The following is a 15,079-nucleotide window of genomic DNA, read 5'->3' on the forward strand; positions in this document are numbered from 1 at the left end:
CTATTTAACAAAGCCATATAACACAATACCTGTTGCAACAGCGACATTTAACGATTCTGCTTGTCCGAAAATGGGAATAATAATGTTTTGATCTGTCATCGCTAATAGTTGTGGATTAATGCCACTGCCTTCATTGCCCATCATAATCGCAAATGCACCAGTATGCTGAATTTCATGATACACGACTGCATCCTCATCAAGAGCTGTCCCAAATACAGGTACACCATTGTCCTGAAGCATATCAATCCAATCTTCTAAATCACCGCGGATTACGGGAATATGGAAATGTGACCCTTGGGCAGAACGCAATGTTTTTGGGTTATATAAATCTGCACAACCTTTGCCTAAAATTACTGCATCCAGACCAGCCGCATCCGCTGTTCGAATCATTGTGCCAATATTACCTGGGTCTTGCACAGCATCGATGAGAAGTACCTTGCGCCAAGAAGCCATTGTATCTTCTTCTACCGCTAGCTGTTTGCATACTGCAAAAACTCCTTGAGAGGTCTCTGTTTCCGCAAATTCTTTTGCTACAGCTGCTGTTACTTCCACCATTGCTACATTGTCGATTGGCCATAGCAACGGTAAATCAACACCCTCGCGCACGATTAGCTGTAACACTTGATTATTGTTTTTCAACGCTTCTTCTACTAAATGGAAGCCTTCCACTAAAAACTCACCCGAACGTTCACGCTCTTTTCGCGTAGTTGCTAGCTTTTTCCAATATTTCACTAACGCATTTTGCGTAGATTCTATTCTTTTCATCGTAGTTTGTACCGCCTTTATCCTATTTACTGTTCATTATTATACAGTAGAAAACCACAAATTACATAGTCCAGTAAAACACAGCAAATTGTCAGAATTGTTTGCGTGCCAGTCACTCAAACAAACTCACTTTGTTTCTTCCGTTCTCTTTCGAAGTATATAAAGCCTGATCCGCCTTTTTCAAAATCGTGGCATCGGAATCGTTCTCGGTTGCTGTGGCAATGCCGATACTTATCGTAATTCTTCCTGTCTGCCATTGAGCCTGCTCAACCGTTTGACGAAGTTGTTCAGCAATAGTCCAACAATCATCGACACTGGTATCAGGTAAAATGATGACAAATTCTTCCCCACCATAGCGCGCTACTACATCGCTTGGACGAGCTTGTGCATCTAAAATTTGTGCCAATTGGGCAAGCACCTCATCTCCTACTTGATGTCCAAATGTATCATTGACCCTTTTAAAATGATCGATATCCAAAATTAATAGTGAGAAAGGGATCGCCGATTTCCTGAACATAGCAAGCTGTTCTTCAAGCTTTTCTTGAAAAAATCTTCTGTTTTTCAAACCTGTTAGCTTATCCGTAATGGAAAGTTCTACAAGCGTGGCATTCATAGATAATAACTCTTCTTGTTTGTGCTCAATTGCCAAATGGATTTGCTTTAATTTTGCTAATGCTTGATCCTTTTCTAAATAAGCCGCCTCTAGTTGCTTTTTAGCCGCACGTAATTCTAATTCATAATCAATGCGCTTTTTCATCGGCACTAAAACGCAATCAATACATTCAACCTCTCCCACCGCATACTTCCGACCGTTCAACAGAAAAGGAATGGCTGTACCATTGTCATGCTTTAAACTGATGAATAATTCTTCCACATAATCGTACAAATTAATGGTCGGGTAAAAAAATGAATGAAAAATCATTTTGTTAGGCTTGGACATTAGAATTTCAATATGCTGGTGTAATATATCCACCCGTTCATAACCCATCCACTGCAGAAAGGTCTGATTCACCTCAATCATGATGCCATCAAGTGTAATGGCAATAAATCCACAAGGTGCATAGTTCAATCGTTTATCCATTTCTGATAATAATCCTTTCATTTTCCATTAAAGAAATTGTGTAATTAAGTCAATCGTTTCTTGCGGATGGCTAATATGTGGATAATGGCCTTTTGCTGTCATTAAACGCAACGTGCTAGCTTTTAAATGCTGATGTAGATATTCTGCAACTTCAATCGGAACGATACTATCATCCGAACATTGCATGATTAAAATAGGAATACTTGCCTTAGATAAGTCACTTCGATGATCCGATAAAAAAGTAACTTCCGCAAATTCCCTTGCAATGACTGGGTCTGCTGATTTAAATGTTTGTTCAAGCTCATTTGTAAATTTTGGAGACTCGGGATTATTCATAGCAATAGGCGCTAGAAAACTAGCCCAACCCGAAAAGTTCATTTCCATCATATCTAATATTTCCATAATGTCACTTAGCTCAAATCCACCAACATAGCCATCTCTATCATTTAAATAACGAGGTGAAGGGCCAATCATGATTAGTTTTTCAAAATAATCTGGGCGTTCAATGGAGGCAAGTAAGCCAATCATTGAACTAATAGAATGACCAATAAAAATGACCTGTTGCAGTTCAAGTGTCTCAATGATATCCAAAACATCCTGCTTGTAGCCCTGAAGTGACTGGTATTTTTGAGATTGATAGGCATTAAAATCAGAATTACCTGAACCAACATAATCAAATAAAATAATTTGATAGTGTTCCTCGAATGCAGGTGTAATATAACGCCACATATTTTGATCGCAACCAAATCCATGTGCAAATAAAATTGGTTGCTTCCCTTTGCCGATTATTTTCACATTATTGCGTACAACTACATCCTTCATCGCATTTACTCCCTCTAGAAATATATGTAATATCTTCATTTTGACGATGTATTCAATAATTATCAAGGGAAATAACGAGTATGAAATGAATAATAAAAGGCATCGTGACATAATTTTTTAATAATTTCGAAACAAAGGCTCTGTGTTTTTCCATTTTCTCTGTAAAAATAGCGCTTTTACAAGCGTATAAATTAGTAGCTAGTTACAACGGCAACCCCTGTGTAACAGCACAAATGAGGGGCATGCATGCTACCGAGAAATCGCCAGTTTATCTTTAAAACATAGCAAAAAAGTGTTAGATTATAAGCGCTCAATCTAACACTTTTTCTCTTAGGTTCCAACTTTACTTTATAAGGGAACTACAGCCACTTTCGAATCGGAGGAATACTTTGCTGGAATCGAAATACATTGAATGGATCGTATTTGGTTTTCACTTCTCTTAACCGTCTGAAATTACGTCCATAGTATGCAGTTGGCCAGTTTTCAATCGATTGATCTGGAAAGTTCACATAATCCCCCATTGTAAACGGGGATAATGTCCTTCTTACATCTTCCACCCACTGAATATTTTCCTTTTCATCTTGAGTTTGTTCCCATGAAGTGATGTACTCTTGGGCAATAAGAGCATCACGATAGTAATAGGCAGTACGGTTTGGTGCAATGTGACTAACAGCACCTCTAAGCGATTGGTGCCAGATGCTCGCATTGCTGTTAGGTGCATTTGCTAAAAATTGCTTCATAGTCAAGATGGCAGCATGCGGAAATGGTTTTTCAATAAAGGAACCTGATCTTTTACGGAGTGCCGGCTGGTTACCACTCGGAACATCAAAAAATCGAACTGCCTTCATATAAGGCACTTCTTTTATCCATAGATCCGTTGGTGACCCGCTTTTTCTTAATGGTCGTAACAGCTTTTTTAATTCTGATGGTGCGCCAACAAATATACCTTGCACAACAACTTCCCCCACTTCCTTTGCTTTTAACTCTATTTGTGAGGTTAAACGTTCATCTGTAAAAGGCGCCCATTTTTGCCATGCATCAAAAGCAATCTCAAAATCATCCCAGTCCCAAGAAATATGGAAAAGAGACACTTCCGCTATAGGATGTAACTTAAATGTAAGTGCTGTAACAACTCCGAAATTCCCCCCACCGCCACCACAGCTAGCCCAAAATAAATCACTATTCATCTGCCGATTTGCTCGAATCAGCTCCGCTCCTTGATGGCCACTCGCTCCAACCATTTCAATTTCCATTAATTGATCGCAAGTAAGCCCAAAAGGACGAGAAAGCATACCGATACCTCCACCAAGCGTTAAACCCACAATTCCTACACTACTTTCAGTTCCTCCTGGAATTGTCATACCATGTTCCCATAATGTACGGTATACTTGCCCTAAGTTCGCACCCGCCTCAATGCGAGCAGTTCCATAATCTAAATTAATGGTTATGTCGTTCATTTCACTCACATCAATGACTAGACCGTGATTGATTAAGGAATAATTTTCATAACTATGACGCCCACTCCTTATTCGGAAGTCCTCATTATTTTCCCTAACCCATCTTAAAGCGTTCACGACATCTTTTGTCCTTTGGCAAAAGACAATTTTACTCGGGAATTTTGGCAAACTTAAGTTATTATTTGTCCTCGCTTCATCGTAATCTAGATCAACTGGACTAACAATTCTTCCTGTGAGCTTTACTTTCTTCAACATACAGCCCCTTTCTCCAATAATGCAATGTGCATGTACTATACTATGTATATTTAATGAGGAAAAAATATGCATTTTAAAATGGGAAAGAATGAAAAATAACATGGCATTTCATCATCAGCTATCCATTTTGTTTCATATGATGCATTAACAAAACCTATTAGGGGGAGAACAATGTTAATACATGTAGTTAGTGCGGGTGAAACATTATGGCACATTGCAAACCGTTATGCTGCGCCACTGCAAGCAATTACTCATTTAAATGCGTTACCTAACCCAAATCAATTAATAATCGGACAATCACTCGTTATTCCTTCTGCTTACACAACGCATATCGTCAAAAAAGGTGACACATTATCGAGAATTGCCAAACAATATAACATATCAATGCAATCAATTATTCATATGAATCACCTTACGAATCCGAATGTTTTATCACCTGGAACAAAACTGATTATTCCGCCCATTACACATACTGTACAAGCTGGCGAAACATTATCACAAATCGCTAGCAACTATGGTACAACTGTTCAAGCAATTGTAGAAGAAAATAGCATGACAAACCCAAATATGATTTATGTCGGTTCACAGTTAGTTATTCCTAGAGCCAAGCCTACTATTGAAGTAAATGCTTATACGTATCAACCGCCTGAAGAAGCTGTTCAGTCATTGCATGCAATCGGTCATCTTCTCACTTTTTTTAGCCCGTTTGCTTATATGATAGAGGAAGACGGTACATTACAACCGATTAATGATCAAGCAATGATTGACGCAGCACAATCGCAAAACATCCTACCAATGCTAACTATTACAAATTTTACGTCTACAGAAAGCGGCTCCAACTTAGCCCATATTATTTTATCTAACGAACAGTTACGTGTAAAAGTGATGGATAATATCTTACATGTGATGCAGGATAAAGGCTATAAAGTGTTAAACATAGACTTTGAAAATGTTCTACCGACAGACCGAGAACTATACAACCAATTCCTTCAATTAGCCGTTGATCGTCTGCACCCGCAAGGTTATTTAGTATCAACTGCACTTGCTCCAAAAACAAGGTCTTCTCCAGCAGGGTCAACATATGAAGCATTTGATTATGAGGCTCATGGCAAAATTGTGGATTTTGTTGTGTTAATGACCTATGAATGGGGCTATCGCCTTGGACCTCCGCAGGCCATCTCGCCCATCAATGAAATGAAGAAAGTTGTAGAATACGCTCTAACAGTAATACCCGCTAATAAAATTTTTTTAGGCTTTCAAATTTATGCTCGGGATTGGCTAGTTCCTCATGTCAAAGGGCAAGAAGCGGAAACCTTTAGCCCGCAAGAGGCCATTAGAAGAGCCAAACAATTTGGCGCTACTATTCAATATGATCGCACTACACAATCACCATTTTTCCGCTACGTTGATCAGCAAGGAAGAAATCATGAGGTTTGGTTTGAAGACGCCAGAAGCGCACAAGCTAAATTCGATCTACTCAAGCAGTATCATCTTCGTGGTGTAAGCTATTGGGCTTTAGGTTTTCCATTCCCTCAAAATTGGGCACTATTAGAAAATGATTTCTCTATAAAAAAATAAGGACTACTACTAGAATTTCCCGAAACGCTATCTTTCATAAGCTTTTATGAATCTTGGCAAAACCTTTTGACATTCCTTCATGAATTTCTTACGTTTCCCTAGTATTTCCCATGATAAAAATAGCACTTGAAAGCCATATTAAGAAATATCAAAACTGAAAGGAGACAGCACACATGGGAAGAGATAATAAACAAGGGAAAAGCCAAAATAAAGGCTCATTACCACAGACACCAAAAAACCAAAAAATCGCACCTGATAAAGTAAAAGAAGAGTTTTCTCAAGAATTCACAGAACTTATTAATGCTGTGACGAAAAACAAGCAAAAAAAATAAGGGGGTATTCAATTGGAGTATCAACGCGCACAAGAAATTGTTGCCTCTCCATCGGAATATGAAGTGAGCTACAATGGCGTTTCGATATGGATTGACAAGCTACATGATGATCGCAAAACAGCCACTGTTCATTTACGACGCTCGCTAGAAGAACGCTCTGAAGTCAATATTTCAGAACTGAAAGAAGAATACCTCGTTCATTAAAAAAATAAGGACTCCCCAAAAATCCGCATTGTACTTAATTAGATGCAACCTTGTTGCAGCCTAATTAAGTCAAAGCGGATTTACCATTTTCATTTACTATCTTTTTAAATGCTGTATTCTTCCCCGTATTTAAAACGCTCTAAAATATCATTTGCATGCATATGTAAGTCATTAAACGTTGTTGCAAGCTGTTCAGCTGAAATAGGCTTACTAAATAAATAACCTTGTATATAATCGCAATCCCCTGCAACAAGGAAAGCAAGTTGTGCAATTTCCTCTATCCCCTCAGCGACAACTTTTAAACGTAAATGCTTTGCCATTGAAAGGATCATGGATACAAGCGCTTCATCATTTGGGTCATGTTGAATATTATGTACGAAAGCACGATCAATTTTTAAACAGTCGATTGGAAAATCTTTTAAATACGACAAAGACGAGTAACCTGTCCCAAAATCATCGACAGCTATTTGAATCCCTAGTGCTTTTAATTCATGTAAAAGCTGCGTCATTTGATCAATATTCATTGTCATACTTTCTGTAATTTCCAATTGAAGATAGCTTGGTTCCAACTTACTTCGTTGTAAAATCTCTCTCACCATTTGTACTAAATCTTGCTGAAATAATTGGCCAAGAGATAAATTAACCGCAACTTTCATTGGCGGCAAACCTTGCGCTTCCCATGCTTTTACTTGCAAGCATGCTGTTTCAAGAATCCATTTTCCCAGAGGAATAATAAGCCCTGACTCTTCTGCTATCTCGATAAACGTATCAGGTGGGACAAGCCCACGCTCTGGGTGACGCCAGCGCACTAGCGCCTCGACTGATTCTATTTTTCCTGTTTTCAAGTTAATTTGCGGCTGATAATCCAAATAAAACTCCTGTCGCTCGAGCGCCCTATGTAACTCCTGCTCTAGTAAAATACGATCTGCCACACCGGTTGACATATGCTGTTGGTAAAAAAGAAGTCGTTGCGGTAATTGACTCGCTTCACGCATCGCTAGCTGTGCATGCGTCAATAATTGTTCAGCCGTACAATTGGCGTCATTGAATGCAATGCCAATATTGACATTGCCTTTTAATGAAAAAAGTTGTACTTGCAGCGGCTGATTCATAACGCTTTTTAAATTCAAGCAAAACTGGATCAATTCTTCTTTTGTTTGTACATGATGAATATAAATGACAAACTGGCTCTCCCGTAATTTTGTGGCAAAATAATGGGGTGGTAGCATCGCTTGAATTCTTTCAGCTACAAGTTTCATCATCCTATTGGAATAACTAATGCCTAAGGAGTCACTAATAGTGGCTAGACGATCAATTTCAATGGAGATAATGGCCTGTTGTTGCCTACCATCCTTATGCAGCTTCTCCTTTAATGTTTTTAAAAGAAGACGCTCATTCGGAAGTTGGGTAATATCATCATGATAAGCTTGAAAAGTTAGCTCCTGTTGCGATTGTTCCAAGTCTAGCTTAATTTTTAATAGCTGTTGATAGGGCTTTTCAACTGACGTATAGTAAATTGCCTTTAGAAAAATATAATACGCAAAAAATTGATAAAAGAGTGCAGCGAACATCCAAATACCACTGAAGTTATAGCTACAAACAAATAACAAATCACTCAAAATCAAATAAGCAGACCCACTCATTAGCCATCCAGTTTGTTTTGGTGCCTCCTTATAATGCTTGCTTAAAAAATAGATTGAAACAGCTTGTAAAACCGCAGTCAATAATTGCGCGCTATTTTGTATTGTTGTCACTAATGGACGATCATCAATAAATGGCTGTGCCTTATACAATATGATGAGTACCAGTGCAACAGATAAAACCGCAATGCCATAAGCAATCCTACGATGTGCTAACGTTAACTTTTTTCTAGGCTTTACAATCATTAGTAATACACCAATTACTAATGCAAAGCGCATGAAAATCTGTATCCAAACGCTTAGTAACATTATGTCTAGGCTTTGAGAAACTGCTAAGACAATATTCGCAATTTCTAACAAAGCAATAACGAAAAATATACTACCTATGTATAATGTTTGATTTGATAATAGCTGTGAAAAGATTAACCATGAATGAATAGCAATGGTCATAGTAAATACAACGATAAAAATTTTCATGATTAAACTTAAATAAACAAAGCTACCTTCAAAAATAGCAAAAAGCTGATGGTTAAAAACGATTAGTGGTAGTAATAGTAGCAACGGTATCGCACTAAATCCAAGCTCCTTTTTGTCTATAACTATATTATTACGCGCGTTTTCCAATACTAACCCTCCATACCAAGTTATACTCATTTTAAATAGACGGGTATATATACCCATTAATTCATAGCAAAGACATTGAAATTGTATATATCTTAGACTTCTTACAAATCATAGCACTTTTATTAGACTTTGTATGCATCAAGCAAAAGTATGCTAATATTCAATTTATTTTGATATTAGCATACTTTTACTATCTTTTTGTAGTAATTTCTTTATCGACGGTAGAGACTACGGAGCTTATATATCAGTCTTGTACGTCTCTTTTTGACTGCAGCAACAGACAGATGTAGTTCTTTAGCTATTTCATCATACGTATAGCCTTCTAGGTAATAAAGTTGCAGTATCTTTCGGTCTACCTCATTTAAATTACCCATGATTGTCTCTACTAATAAGCATGCCTCTAGTCGGTTAATCTGTTCCTGCTGACACCTTATACTGTTTAATTTGTCGTCAGCTACAAATGTCACGTTGTCTTGGAATTGTTTATTCTTTGTCAGTTCTTTCAAAATTTCCCCTTTAACAGTTGAATAAATATATGCAGAAAACTGCCCGTTCGATGGATTGGCCTTTTGATAAGCTTTCCACACAGCAATTGCTGCAATATGGCGATAATACGCAAAGTCTTTGTAAATATGGCACTTTAATAAGATAGAAGTAATCATCGGTTGGACTAATTCTAATATTTCCTCAAATGGCTGTTGTGGCGAAAGAAGTTGTTTGTGCTTGTCTTGTGACACTATTACTTTCCTAACGACTTGTGCACAGTCCATTATTCCTAGGTGATACTAGCTTAACGTGCGGCTACCAAATCGTCGACAAACGCTTTTATAAAAAATCATCAACGAAACTTTTAAAAAATCGCCTTAATTTAGCACAAATAATAAGAAGTATTTAAACAAATCATATGTTTTACCTTCATTTAATACATATTTCTTTTTTCGCTGGACACATTATGACTAAGGAGGCGAAATAGATGAATTTTCAAATAAGAGATGCCATTTCAGCAAACGTACATGGGCAATCCGCAGCAGAATTTAAGGATATAGTGCAAGATGCTATTTCACGTGGTGAGGAGCATCTACTACCTGGGCTTGGTGTATTTTTCGAAAAATGGTGGCAACAATCAACTGCTGAAGAACAAGATGCATTCGTTCAAAAGCTTGAAAAAGTATTTGCACACTGATTTTTTATGAACACTTCATTCCAATTCCACTAATCGCATGATAAATTAGATTTATCAGAAAGTTTGGAGGGATTGGAATGACTGTTGCAATAGAGCTACTAGTAAATCAACTTAGAGAGGTATTATCGGATGAGCAAGTGTCGACAAACGACACAGTACGAGAACTACATGGCAAAGATGAATCTCATCATGCGATGAATTTACCTGATATCGTCGTCTTCCCACGTTCTACAGGAGACGTAAGTGCCATCATGAAAATCGCACATGCTAATCTTATACCCGTTGTCCCATTTGGTGTTGGCTCAAGTTTAGAAGGCAATGCTATTCCGATTGAAAAAGGGATATCTATCGATTTTTCTGAAATGAATGCAATTTTAGAGATTCGTCCAGAAGATTTATTAGTGAAAGTGCAACCAGGTGTGACACGTGCACAATTAAATAAAGAACTTAAAAAACATGGGCTACAATTTACGGTAGATCCTGGAGCAGATGCGACACTTGGTGGTATGGCTGCAACAAACGCCAGCGGTACGACAGCAGTTCGTTACGGTGTAATGCGCGACCAAGTACGGGATTTAGAAGTAGTACTTGCAGACGGAACTGTAATTCATACGGGCAACTTAGCAGCGAAATCTTCTTCTGGCTATCATTTGAACGGTTTATTTGTTGGTTCAGAAGGTACGTTAGGATGCTTTACAGAGCTGACATTGCAAGTTTACGGTATTCCAGAATTCGTGACTGCTGGCCGTGCTGTCTTTGAAACAGTGGGCGATGCTGTCAGTGCAGTAGCCACATTATTGCAGGCTGGCATCTCCGTTGGTCGCGTTGAACTAGTCGATGAAGCTTCTATTACACAAGTGAATATTTATAATGAAACAACGTATGATGAAAAACCTACGCTATTTTTAGAATTCCACGGCAACGATGCAGGTATGCGTGCAGATATTGAATTTGCTACAGAAATCTTTGAGGATTTCGGCTGTAAGAGTGTCCAATTTGAACAAGACAATGCAGCACGCAATAAGCTGTGGGAGGCACGTCATTCTTTAGCCTATGCATATATTCATGCGTACCCTGGTAAAAAACTAATGTCAACTGACGTCTGTGTACCGATTTCAAAATTGGCAGAAACGATACTCTATGCACGCGAACAATTAAATACTGTCGGTCTAGTAGGAGGTATTGTCGGACATGTCGGAGACGGCAATTTCCATGCTCTATTAATGTTAGATCCAACGAATGCACAGGAACAGGCTCAAGCTGACCGTTTTAACGAACATATTGTACAGTATGCATTGCTTCGCGGTGGAACTTGTACAGGAGAACATGGTGTAGGGATTGGGAAGATGAAATATCAATCAATGGAGCACGGTGCCTCATTACTTGTTATGAAAAGCATTAAGGCAGCACTTGACCCACATAATATTATGAATCCAGGAAAAATTTTCAACTTGTAGTAGCGATAAATTTTCACTTTCATTAATTGAGAAAAAAAACACGACCCCTCCAACTAAGGAGAAGGTCGTGTTTTGAATATGATTAAAGGTGACAGGCACTTATGTCACGCTCTGTTCAAGTGCACGTGGAACCATTGTTTCGATGAGATAACCTTCTTCTTCATAAATGATTTTCTAGAAACATCTAACAACGGGGCTGGGACATAACTAAAAAAATTTAAGAAACAGACGAAAGCTGTTCATAATTTTTTGCTATATGGAGACCTTAGCTATTCTTGCTTTTGCAATTAAAAAAATTAGAAGTGTTCACTAGTTGTTGGTAGCGAAGGCAGTGACTCCAGCTCAGAACAGCACATAATGTTAGACGCAACAGACCGCGCGTTAGCGAGGGTTGCGGCTTACGGTGTGCCCGCGGAAAGCACCGCCGTAGCGGACAACAACGGCATAGCAAAAAAGTGTTAGATTGATGGCAGTCAATCTAACACTTCTTCTCTTTTGTCCCAGCCTCTATTCGTTACAAATCATAGCGGAAGCTTTTCACCAAGATATCGCCTTTATAAAACTCTTTTGACTCGTCTCGGACAAAACCGAGTGATAAATAGAGGTTGATCGCAACTTGCATAATATCACCAGAATGTAAATAAAGAGATTGATCCTGACGCTTGCGAGCAAAGGCAAAACTTTCTTGTAATAATTTTTTAGCCACACCTTGCCCCCTCCCTTTCGGATGAACTGCTAATAAGCGTACAATCGTTGACTCAATACCAAGTTCAGGAAGACCGTATGCTTTTTCAGCATTTGTAAATAGTTGCAAGCCTCCTACAATTTCCTGCTCACGCTTTGCAACTAATATTGTCTCTGCATTTGGATTGCCAACAGACGACCGAATATCTTGTAAATATTGAGCCCAATGCGCTGGGTTTTTGTAATCTTTCTCATACTGCGCATAACTGTCCACTAGCACTTCCAAATAAGCTGGATAATCTTCTTGTCGTAAATGTTCAATAACAATTTGTGCTACTGTCATAAACAACACTCCTTTCACTTCTTTTTCGATTGAAAACGGGATAAGCACTCAGGCGTTGAACAGCGTTCTTATTGCACACAACTAGATGCCTCCCTTACTATAAGCCGTCACCCTCTTTTCGATTTGGTGAGCAAACCATTCCACAACAATTGAAACACCCCAATAGATTAAACCGACTGCTATAAATGCCTCTAAAAACTTTAAATTAACTGAAGCCACGATATTCGCTGCGCCTGTTAACTCTTTAATTGAGACAAAAAATGCCAAAGAGGTCGCATGCAAAAATCCAATAAAGACATTTGTAAAATTCGGTATGGATTGACTAAATGCTTGAGGTAATATCAAACGTCGCATTGCCTGCGAAAAGGTTAGCCCAACAGCATACGCCGCTTCTAATTGCCCTTGTGGCACACCTAAAATACCGGATCGTATAATTTCTGATGCATAAGCCCCTGCACTTAACGTCAACGCTAGTAAGACCAAAAATAAAATTGGAATCGTATTTGACTGAAAATCCAAACTCAATGCTTGTGCCATTGCATCTACAACAATTGGTATTCCAAAGTAAATAAGCATAATATGCATAATAATCGGTGTGCCTCTGAAAAAAGAAACGTAAAAATTTAATAACGGTGCTAGTATTTTTAGTTGTTTTAGGCGAACAAAGGCGACGATGATACCAATTAAAATACCTAAACAAACAGGTGTAAATGTCATAAACAAAGTTAAAGGCAACACCTTAAAAATTTCCTGTAAAGCCTGCCCTATAAAAGCTACATCGATAGTCATTATCCTTTCCCCCTAGCTCATCGCTACTTCTTTCATATAACGGTTGAGATAGCGTTCATTACGTTTCAATATCTTTTCCGCGAACAGCACAATCACATAATAAACGACTGATAGTGCCAAATAGATTTCTAATGCTCTTGTAGTCGAAGCAATCAGCGTTTCTCCTCGACCGACCATATCCATAACACCAATTGAAAATGCCAATGACGTATCCTTTAACGAGCTAACCATCGTATTCGCCATATTTGGAAAGGCGATACGTAGCGCCTGTGGCAAAATAATACGTAAAAATGCTTGCGCTCGATTTAAGCCGACAGCGTAAGCCGCTTCTAATTGCCCACGGTCAATCGTTAAAATAGCGGCTCTAAAAATTTCTGCAAACGAGGCAGCATTACTGAATGTATACGTTATGATGACAAAATAGATAGCATCCATTCTTGTTACATCAATATGAATCATCTTTAATAGAGCAGGTACACCGTAAAACACTAAAAACAACTGAATTAAAATAGGTGTGCCACGAATAAACGAAATATAAATCGTAACCATTTGTTTTAAAATTGGAATTTGTAATAGCTTTGGTATGGCAGCTACGAAGCCAAACAATAGGCCAAAAACAATCGAAAAAAATAAGATCTCCAGTGTTACGGGTAAATATTGAAGCAATATCGGAAGTACATTCGCTATTAGCATCCAGTCAAAATCATTGCCCATACTTCCCTCATCCTCTCCTATGTGTTAGAAATCTACAGTATAGTCATCACCTAACCACTTTTTACTAAGCTCGCTAATTACGCCTTCTGTTTTAAGCTCTCTAATCGCCTCATCGATACGCTCCTGTAAAGGTACTTCATCTTTGTTTAGTAAAAAGTAAACTTTCGAGTTTAATAGTGCGTCACCAACTACTTTTTGTTGAGCTTCATTGCTTTCGTTATAGTACTTCACTGCAAATGGTGTTGTAATAATTGCATCAAGACGGCCTGTCGCAAGTTGATTATTAACATCCACTGATCCAGAGGAGTACACAATATTTGCCCCTAAATTATGCTCTTTATTATATTTTTCAATAAAAACAGCAGAGTTGCTCGTTGGCGACACACTGACATTTTTGCCTGTTAAATCCGCAATCGATTGGATGTCATTATTGTCCGCCTTGACCGTTACTTGTAATGGAAATACATTATATGGCTCCTTGTTAAATAGAAATTTTTCCTCCCGTTCACTATTGACCTCCATCTGATGTGCGATTAAATCAATTTTCCCTGTTTCTAAACTTAGTAATAAGTTTGAAAATTCCATCGTTTTAAATTCAAAATTATACTCCGGTAGCTTTTTATCAATCGCTCTTACAAGCTCAACATCGTAGCCTGTTAAATCCCCCTTATCATCAAGGAAGCAAATATTAGGAAATTGCGTACCTGTTCCAACCAGTATTGTTTGAACGTTATTTTTACCTTGTGCTTTCGCATCTTTACTACTATCTATTTGTGATTTTTCTGTACTTGAGCAAGCCGTTAACAATAACATAAGTACACATGTTAAATAAAACGTTAATTTCCTCATCGTATCACTCCCTTTCCTAAACTTGCGATGGTAGATGAATAGCAAGTGCTGTCTTAATATATTCAAGTCCAAGTTCTGTAACGGCTTTGTACACCCCATCCTCACTTGAACCAATTTCTACTACTGGCACATAGCGTACGCCATACTTTGTATCAAGAATGTCACGAAAAGCATCGTTATGTGTAACATCAACTGTTCTATAGGTAATTCCTTGCCCTTGTAAATAGGCTTTAACTTCATCACAATAGCTACAACCTTGCTTTGACCATACAACTACATCGATTTTTTTTGCCATGTTTGTT

General features: G+C 38.2%; 16 protein-coding genes. 5 read left to right on the top strand and 11 right to left on the bottom strand.

Annotated elements, in window-relative coordinates; genetic code table 11:
- The 4 genes from I5435_RS16535 to I5435_RS16550 all read right to left on the bottom strand — a co-directional run bounded on the left by I5435_RS16535 (position 1) and on the right by I5435_RS16550 (position 4,377).
- Positions 1-765, bottom strand: coding sequence for a TrmH family RNA methyltransferase (locus I5435_RS16535; RefSeq protein WP_337982623.1), 765 nt, complete (start codon positions 763-765; stop codon positions 1-3).
- A gap of 112 nt (positions 766-877) precedes the next feature.
- The gene (locus I5435_RS16540; protein ID WP_038509874.1) at positions 878-1,846 is read right to left on the bottom strand and encodes a sensor domain-containing diguanylate cyclase; all 969 of its coding nucleotides are present in this window, start codon (positions 1,844-1,846) and stop codon (positions 878-880) included.
- Positions 1,847-1,873: 27 nt separating this feature from the next.
- A complete protein-coding gene (locus I5435_RS16545; RefSeq protein WP_024363850.1) occupies positions 1,874-2,668 on the bottom strand; it encodes an alpha/beta fold hydrolase in 795 nt (264 codons plus the stop codon).
- Between the two features lie 359 nt (positions 2,669-3,027).
- The gene (locus I5435_RS16550) at positions 3,028-4,377 is read right to left on the bottom strand and encodes an FAD-binding oxidoreductase (RefSeq protein ID WP_337983875.1); all 1,350 of its coding nucleotides are present in this window, start codon (positions 4,375-4,377) and stop codon (positions 3,028-3,030) included.
- A gap of 174 nt (positions 4,378-4,551) precedes the next feature.
- Between I5435_RS16550 and I5435_RS16555 the strand changes: the two genes are divergently transcribed.
- From I5435_RS16555 to I5435_RS16565, 3 genes are all read left to right on the top strand, one after another.
- A complete protein-coding gene (locus tag I5435_RS16555) occupies positions 4,552-5,958 on the top strand; it encodes a glycoside hydrolase family 18 protein (RefSeq protein WP_337982624.1) in 1,407 nt (468 codons plus the stop codon).
- 173 nt (positions 5,959-6,131) lie between these two features.
- Positions 6,132-6,290 (top strand): YfhD family protein, encoded by a 159-nt coding sequence (locus I5435_RS16560; protein ID WP_105928897.1) that lies wholly within the window; start codon positions 6,132-6,134, stop codon positions 6,288-6,290.
- Positions 6,291-6,302: 12 nt separating this feature from the next.
- Positions 6,303-6,494 carry an H-type small acid-soluble spore protein gene (locus tag I5435_RS16565; protein ID WP_024363847.1) on the top strand — a complete coding sequence of 64 codons (192 nt, stop codon included), beginning with the start codon at positions 6,303-6,305 and terminating at the stop codon, positions 6,492-6,494.
- Between the two features lie 104 nt (positions 6,495-6,598).
- On the opposite strand, the gene I5435_RS16570 is transcribed toward I5435_RS16565, so the two are convergent.
- Both I5435_RS16570 and I5435_RS16575 read right to left on the bottom strand, forming a co-directional pair.
- Positions 6,599-8,758 carry a putative bifunctional diguanylate cyclase/phosphodiesterase gene (locus I5435_RS16570; RefSeq protein ID WP_337982625.1) on the bottom strand — a complete coding sequence of 720 codons (2,160 nt, stop codon included), beginning with the start codon at positions 8,756-8,758 and terminating at the stop codon, positions 6,599-6,601.
- Positions 8,759-8,970: 212 nt separating this feature from the next.
- Positions 8,971-9,495 (bottom strand): sigma-70 family RNA polymerase sigma factor, encoded by a 525-nt coding sequence (locus I5435_RS16575; protein WP_337982626.1) that lies wholly within the window; start codon positions 9,493-9,495, stop codon positions 8,971-8,973.
- 236 nt (positions 9,496-9,731) lie between these two features.
- Between I5435_RS16575 and sspI the strand changes: the two genes are divergently transcribed.
- Together sspI and I5435_RS16585 are read left to right on the top strand one after the other, a co-directional pair.
- Complete coding sequence (sspI, locus tag I5435_RS16580; protein WP_024363844.1) at positions 9,732-9,941, top strand: small acid-soluble spore protein SspI; 210 nt, start codon at positions 9,732-9,734, stop codon at positions 9,939-9,941.
- Positions 9,942-10,018: 77 nt separating this feature from the next.
- Positions 10,019-11,398: an FAD-binding oxidoreductase gene (locus I5435_RS16585; RefSeq protein ID WP_337982627.1), complete on the top strand. Its 1,380-nt coding sequence runs from the start codon at positions 10,019-10,021 to the stop codon at positions 11,396-11,398.
- A 514-nt stretch (positions 11,399-11,912) separates the two neighbouring features.
- Here the strand turns inward: I5435_RS16585 and I5435_RS16590 are convergent.
- The 5 genes from I5435_RS16590 to I5435_RS16610 form a co-directional block, all read right to left on the bottom strand.
- Positions 11,913-12,425 carry a GNAT family N-acetyltransferase gene (locus I5435_RS16590; RefSeq protein ID WP_337982628.1) on the bottom strand — a complete coding sequence of 171 codons (513 nt, stop codon included), beginning with the start codon at positions 12,423-12,425 and terminating at the stop codon, positions 11,913-11,915.
- Between the two features lie 81 nt (positions 12,426-12,506).
- A complete protein-coding gene (locus tag I5435_RS16595; protein WP_337982629.1) occupies positions 12,507-13,214 on the bottom strand; it encodes an amino acid ABC transporter permease in 708 nt (235 codons plus the stop codon).
- 12 nt (positions 13,215-13,226) lie between these two features.
- Positions 13,227-13,928: an amino acid ABC transporter permease gene (locus tag I5435_RS16600; protein WP_231784895.1), complete on the bottom strand. Its 702-nt coding sequence runs from the start codon at positions 13,926-13,928 to the stop codon at positions 13,227-13,229.
- A gap of 24 nt (positions 13,929-13,952) precedes the next feature.
- Positions 13,953-14,777, bottom strand: coding sequence for a transporter substrate-binding domain-containing protein (locus I5435_RS16605; RefSeq protein WP_337982630.1), 825 nt, complete (start codon positions 14,775-14,777; stop codon positions 13,953-13,955).
- A gap of 16 nt (positions 14,778-14,793) precedes the next feature.
- Entirely contained in the window at positions 14,794-15,072 is a 279-nt protein-coding gene (locus I5435_RS16610) for a glutaredoxin family protein (protein ID WP_337982631.1), read from the bottom strand.
- Positions 15,073-15,079 lie beyond the last annotated feature (7 nt).

The sequence above is a fragment of the Lysinibacillus sp. C5.1 genome (assembly GCF_016350185.1).
GTDB classification, from domain to species: domain Bacteria; phylum Bacillota; class Bacilli; order Bacillales_A; family Planococcaceae; genus Lysinibacillus; species Lysinibacillus sphaericus.

Coding starts and splice junctions, on each gene's coding strand:
- I5435_RS16535 (WP_337982623.1), bottom strand. CDS start 765: ATGAAAAGAATAGAATCTACGCAAAATGCGTTAGTGAAATATTGGAAA.
- I5435_RS16540 (WP_038509874.1), bottom strand. CDS start 1,846: ATGGATAAACGATTGAACTATGCACCTTGTGGATTTATTGCCATTACA.
- I5435_RS16545 (WP_024363850.1), bottom strand. CDS start 2,668: ATGAAGGATGTAGTTGTACGCAATAATGTGAAAATAATCGGCAAAGGG.
- I5435_RS16555 (WP_337982624.1), top strand. CDS start 4,552: ATGTTAATACATGTAGTTAGTGCGGGTGAAACATTATGGCACATTGCA.
- I5435_RS16560 (WP_105928897.1), top strand. CDS start 6,132: ATGGGAAGAGATAATAAACAAGGGAAAAGCCAAAATAAAGGCTCATTA.
- sspI (WP_024363844.1), top strand. CDS start 9,732: ATGAATTTTCAAATAAGAGATGCCATTTCAGCAAACGTACATGGGCAA.
- I5435_RS16585 (WP_337982627.1), top strand. CDS start 10,019: ATGACTGTTGCAATAGAGCTACTAGTAAATCAACTTAGAGAGGTATTA.
- I5435_RS16590 (WP_337982628.1), bottom strand. CDS start 12,425: ATGACAGTAGCACAAATTGTTATTGAACATTTACGACAAGAAGATTAT.
- I5435_RS16595 (WP_337982629.1), bottom strand. CDS start 13,214: ATGACTATCGATGTAGCTTTTATAGGGCAGGCTTTACAGGAAATTTTT.
- I5435_RS16600 (WP_231784895.1), bottom strand. CDS start 13,928: ATGGGCAATGATTTTGACTGGATGCTAATAGCGAATGTACTTCCGATA.
- I5435_RS16605 (WP_337982630.1), bottom strand. CDS start 14,777: ATGAGGAAATTAACGTTTTATTTAACATGTGTACTTATGTTATTGTTA.
- I5435_RS16610 (WP_337982631.1), bottom strand. CDS start 15,072: ATGGCAAAAAAAATCGATGTAGTTGTATGGTCAAAGCAAGGTTGTAGC.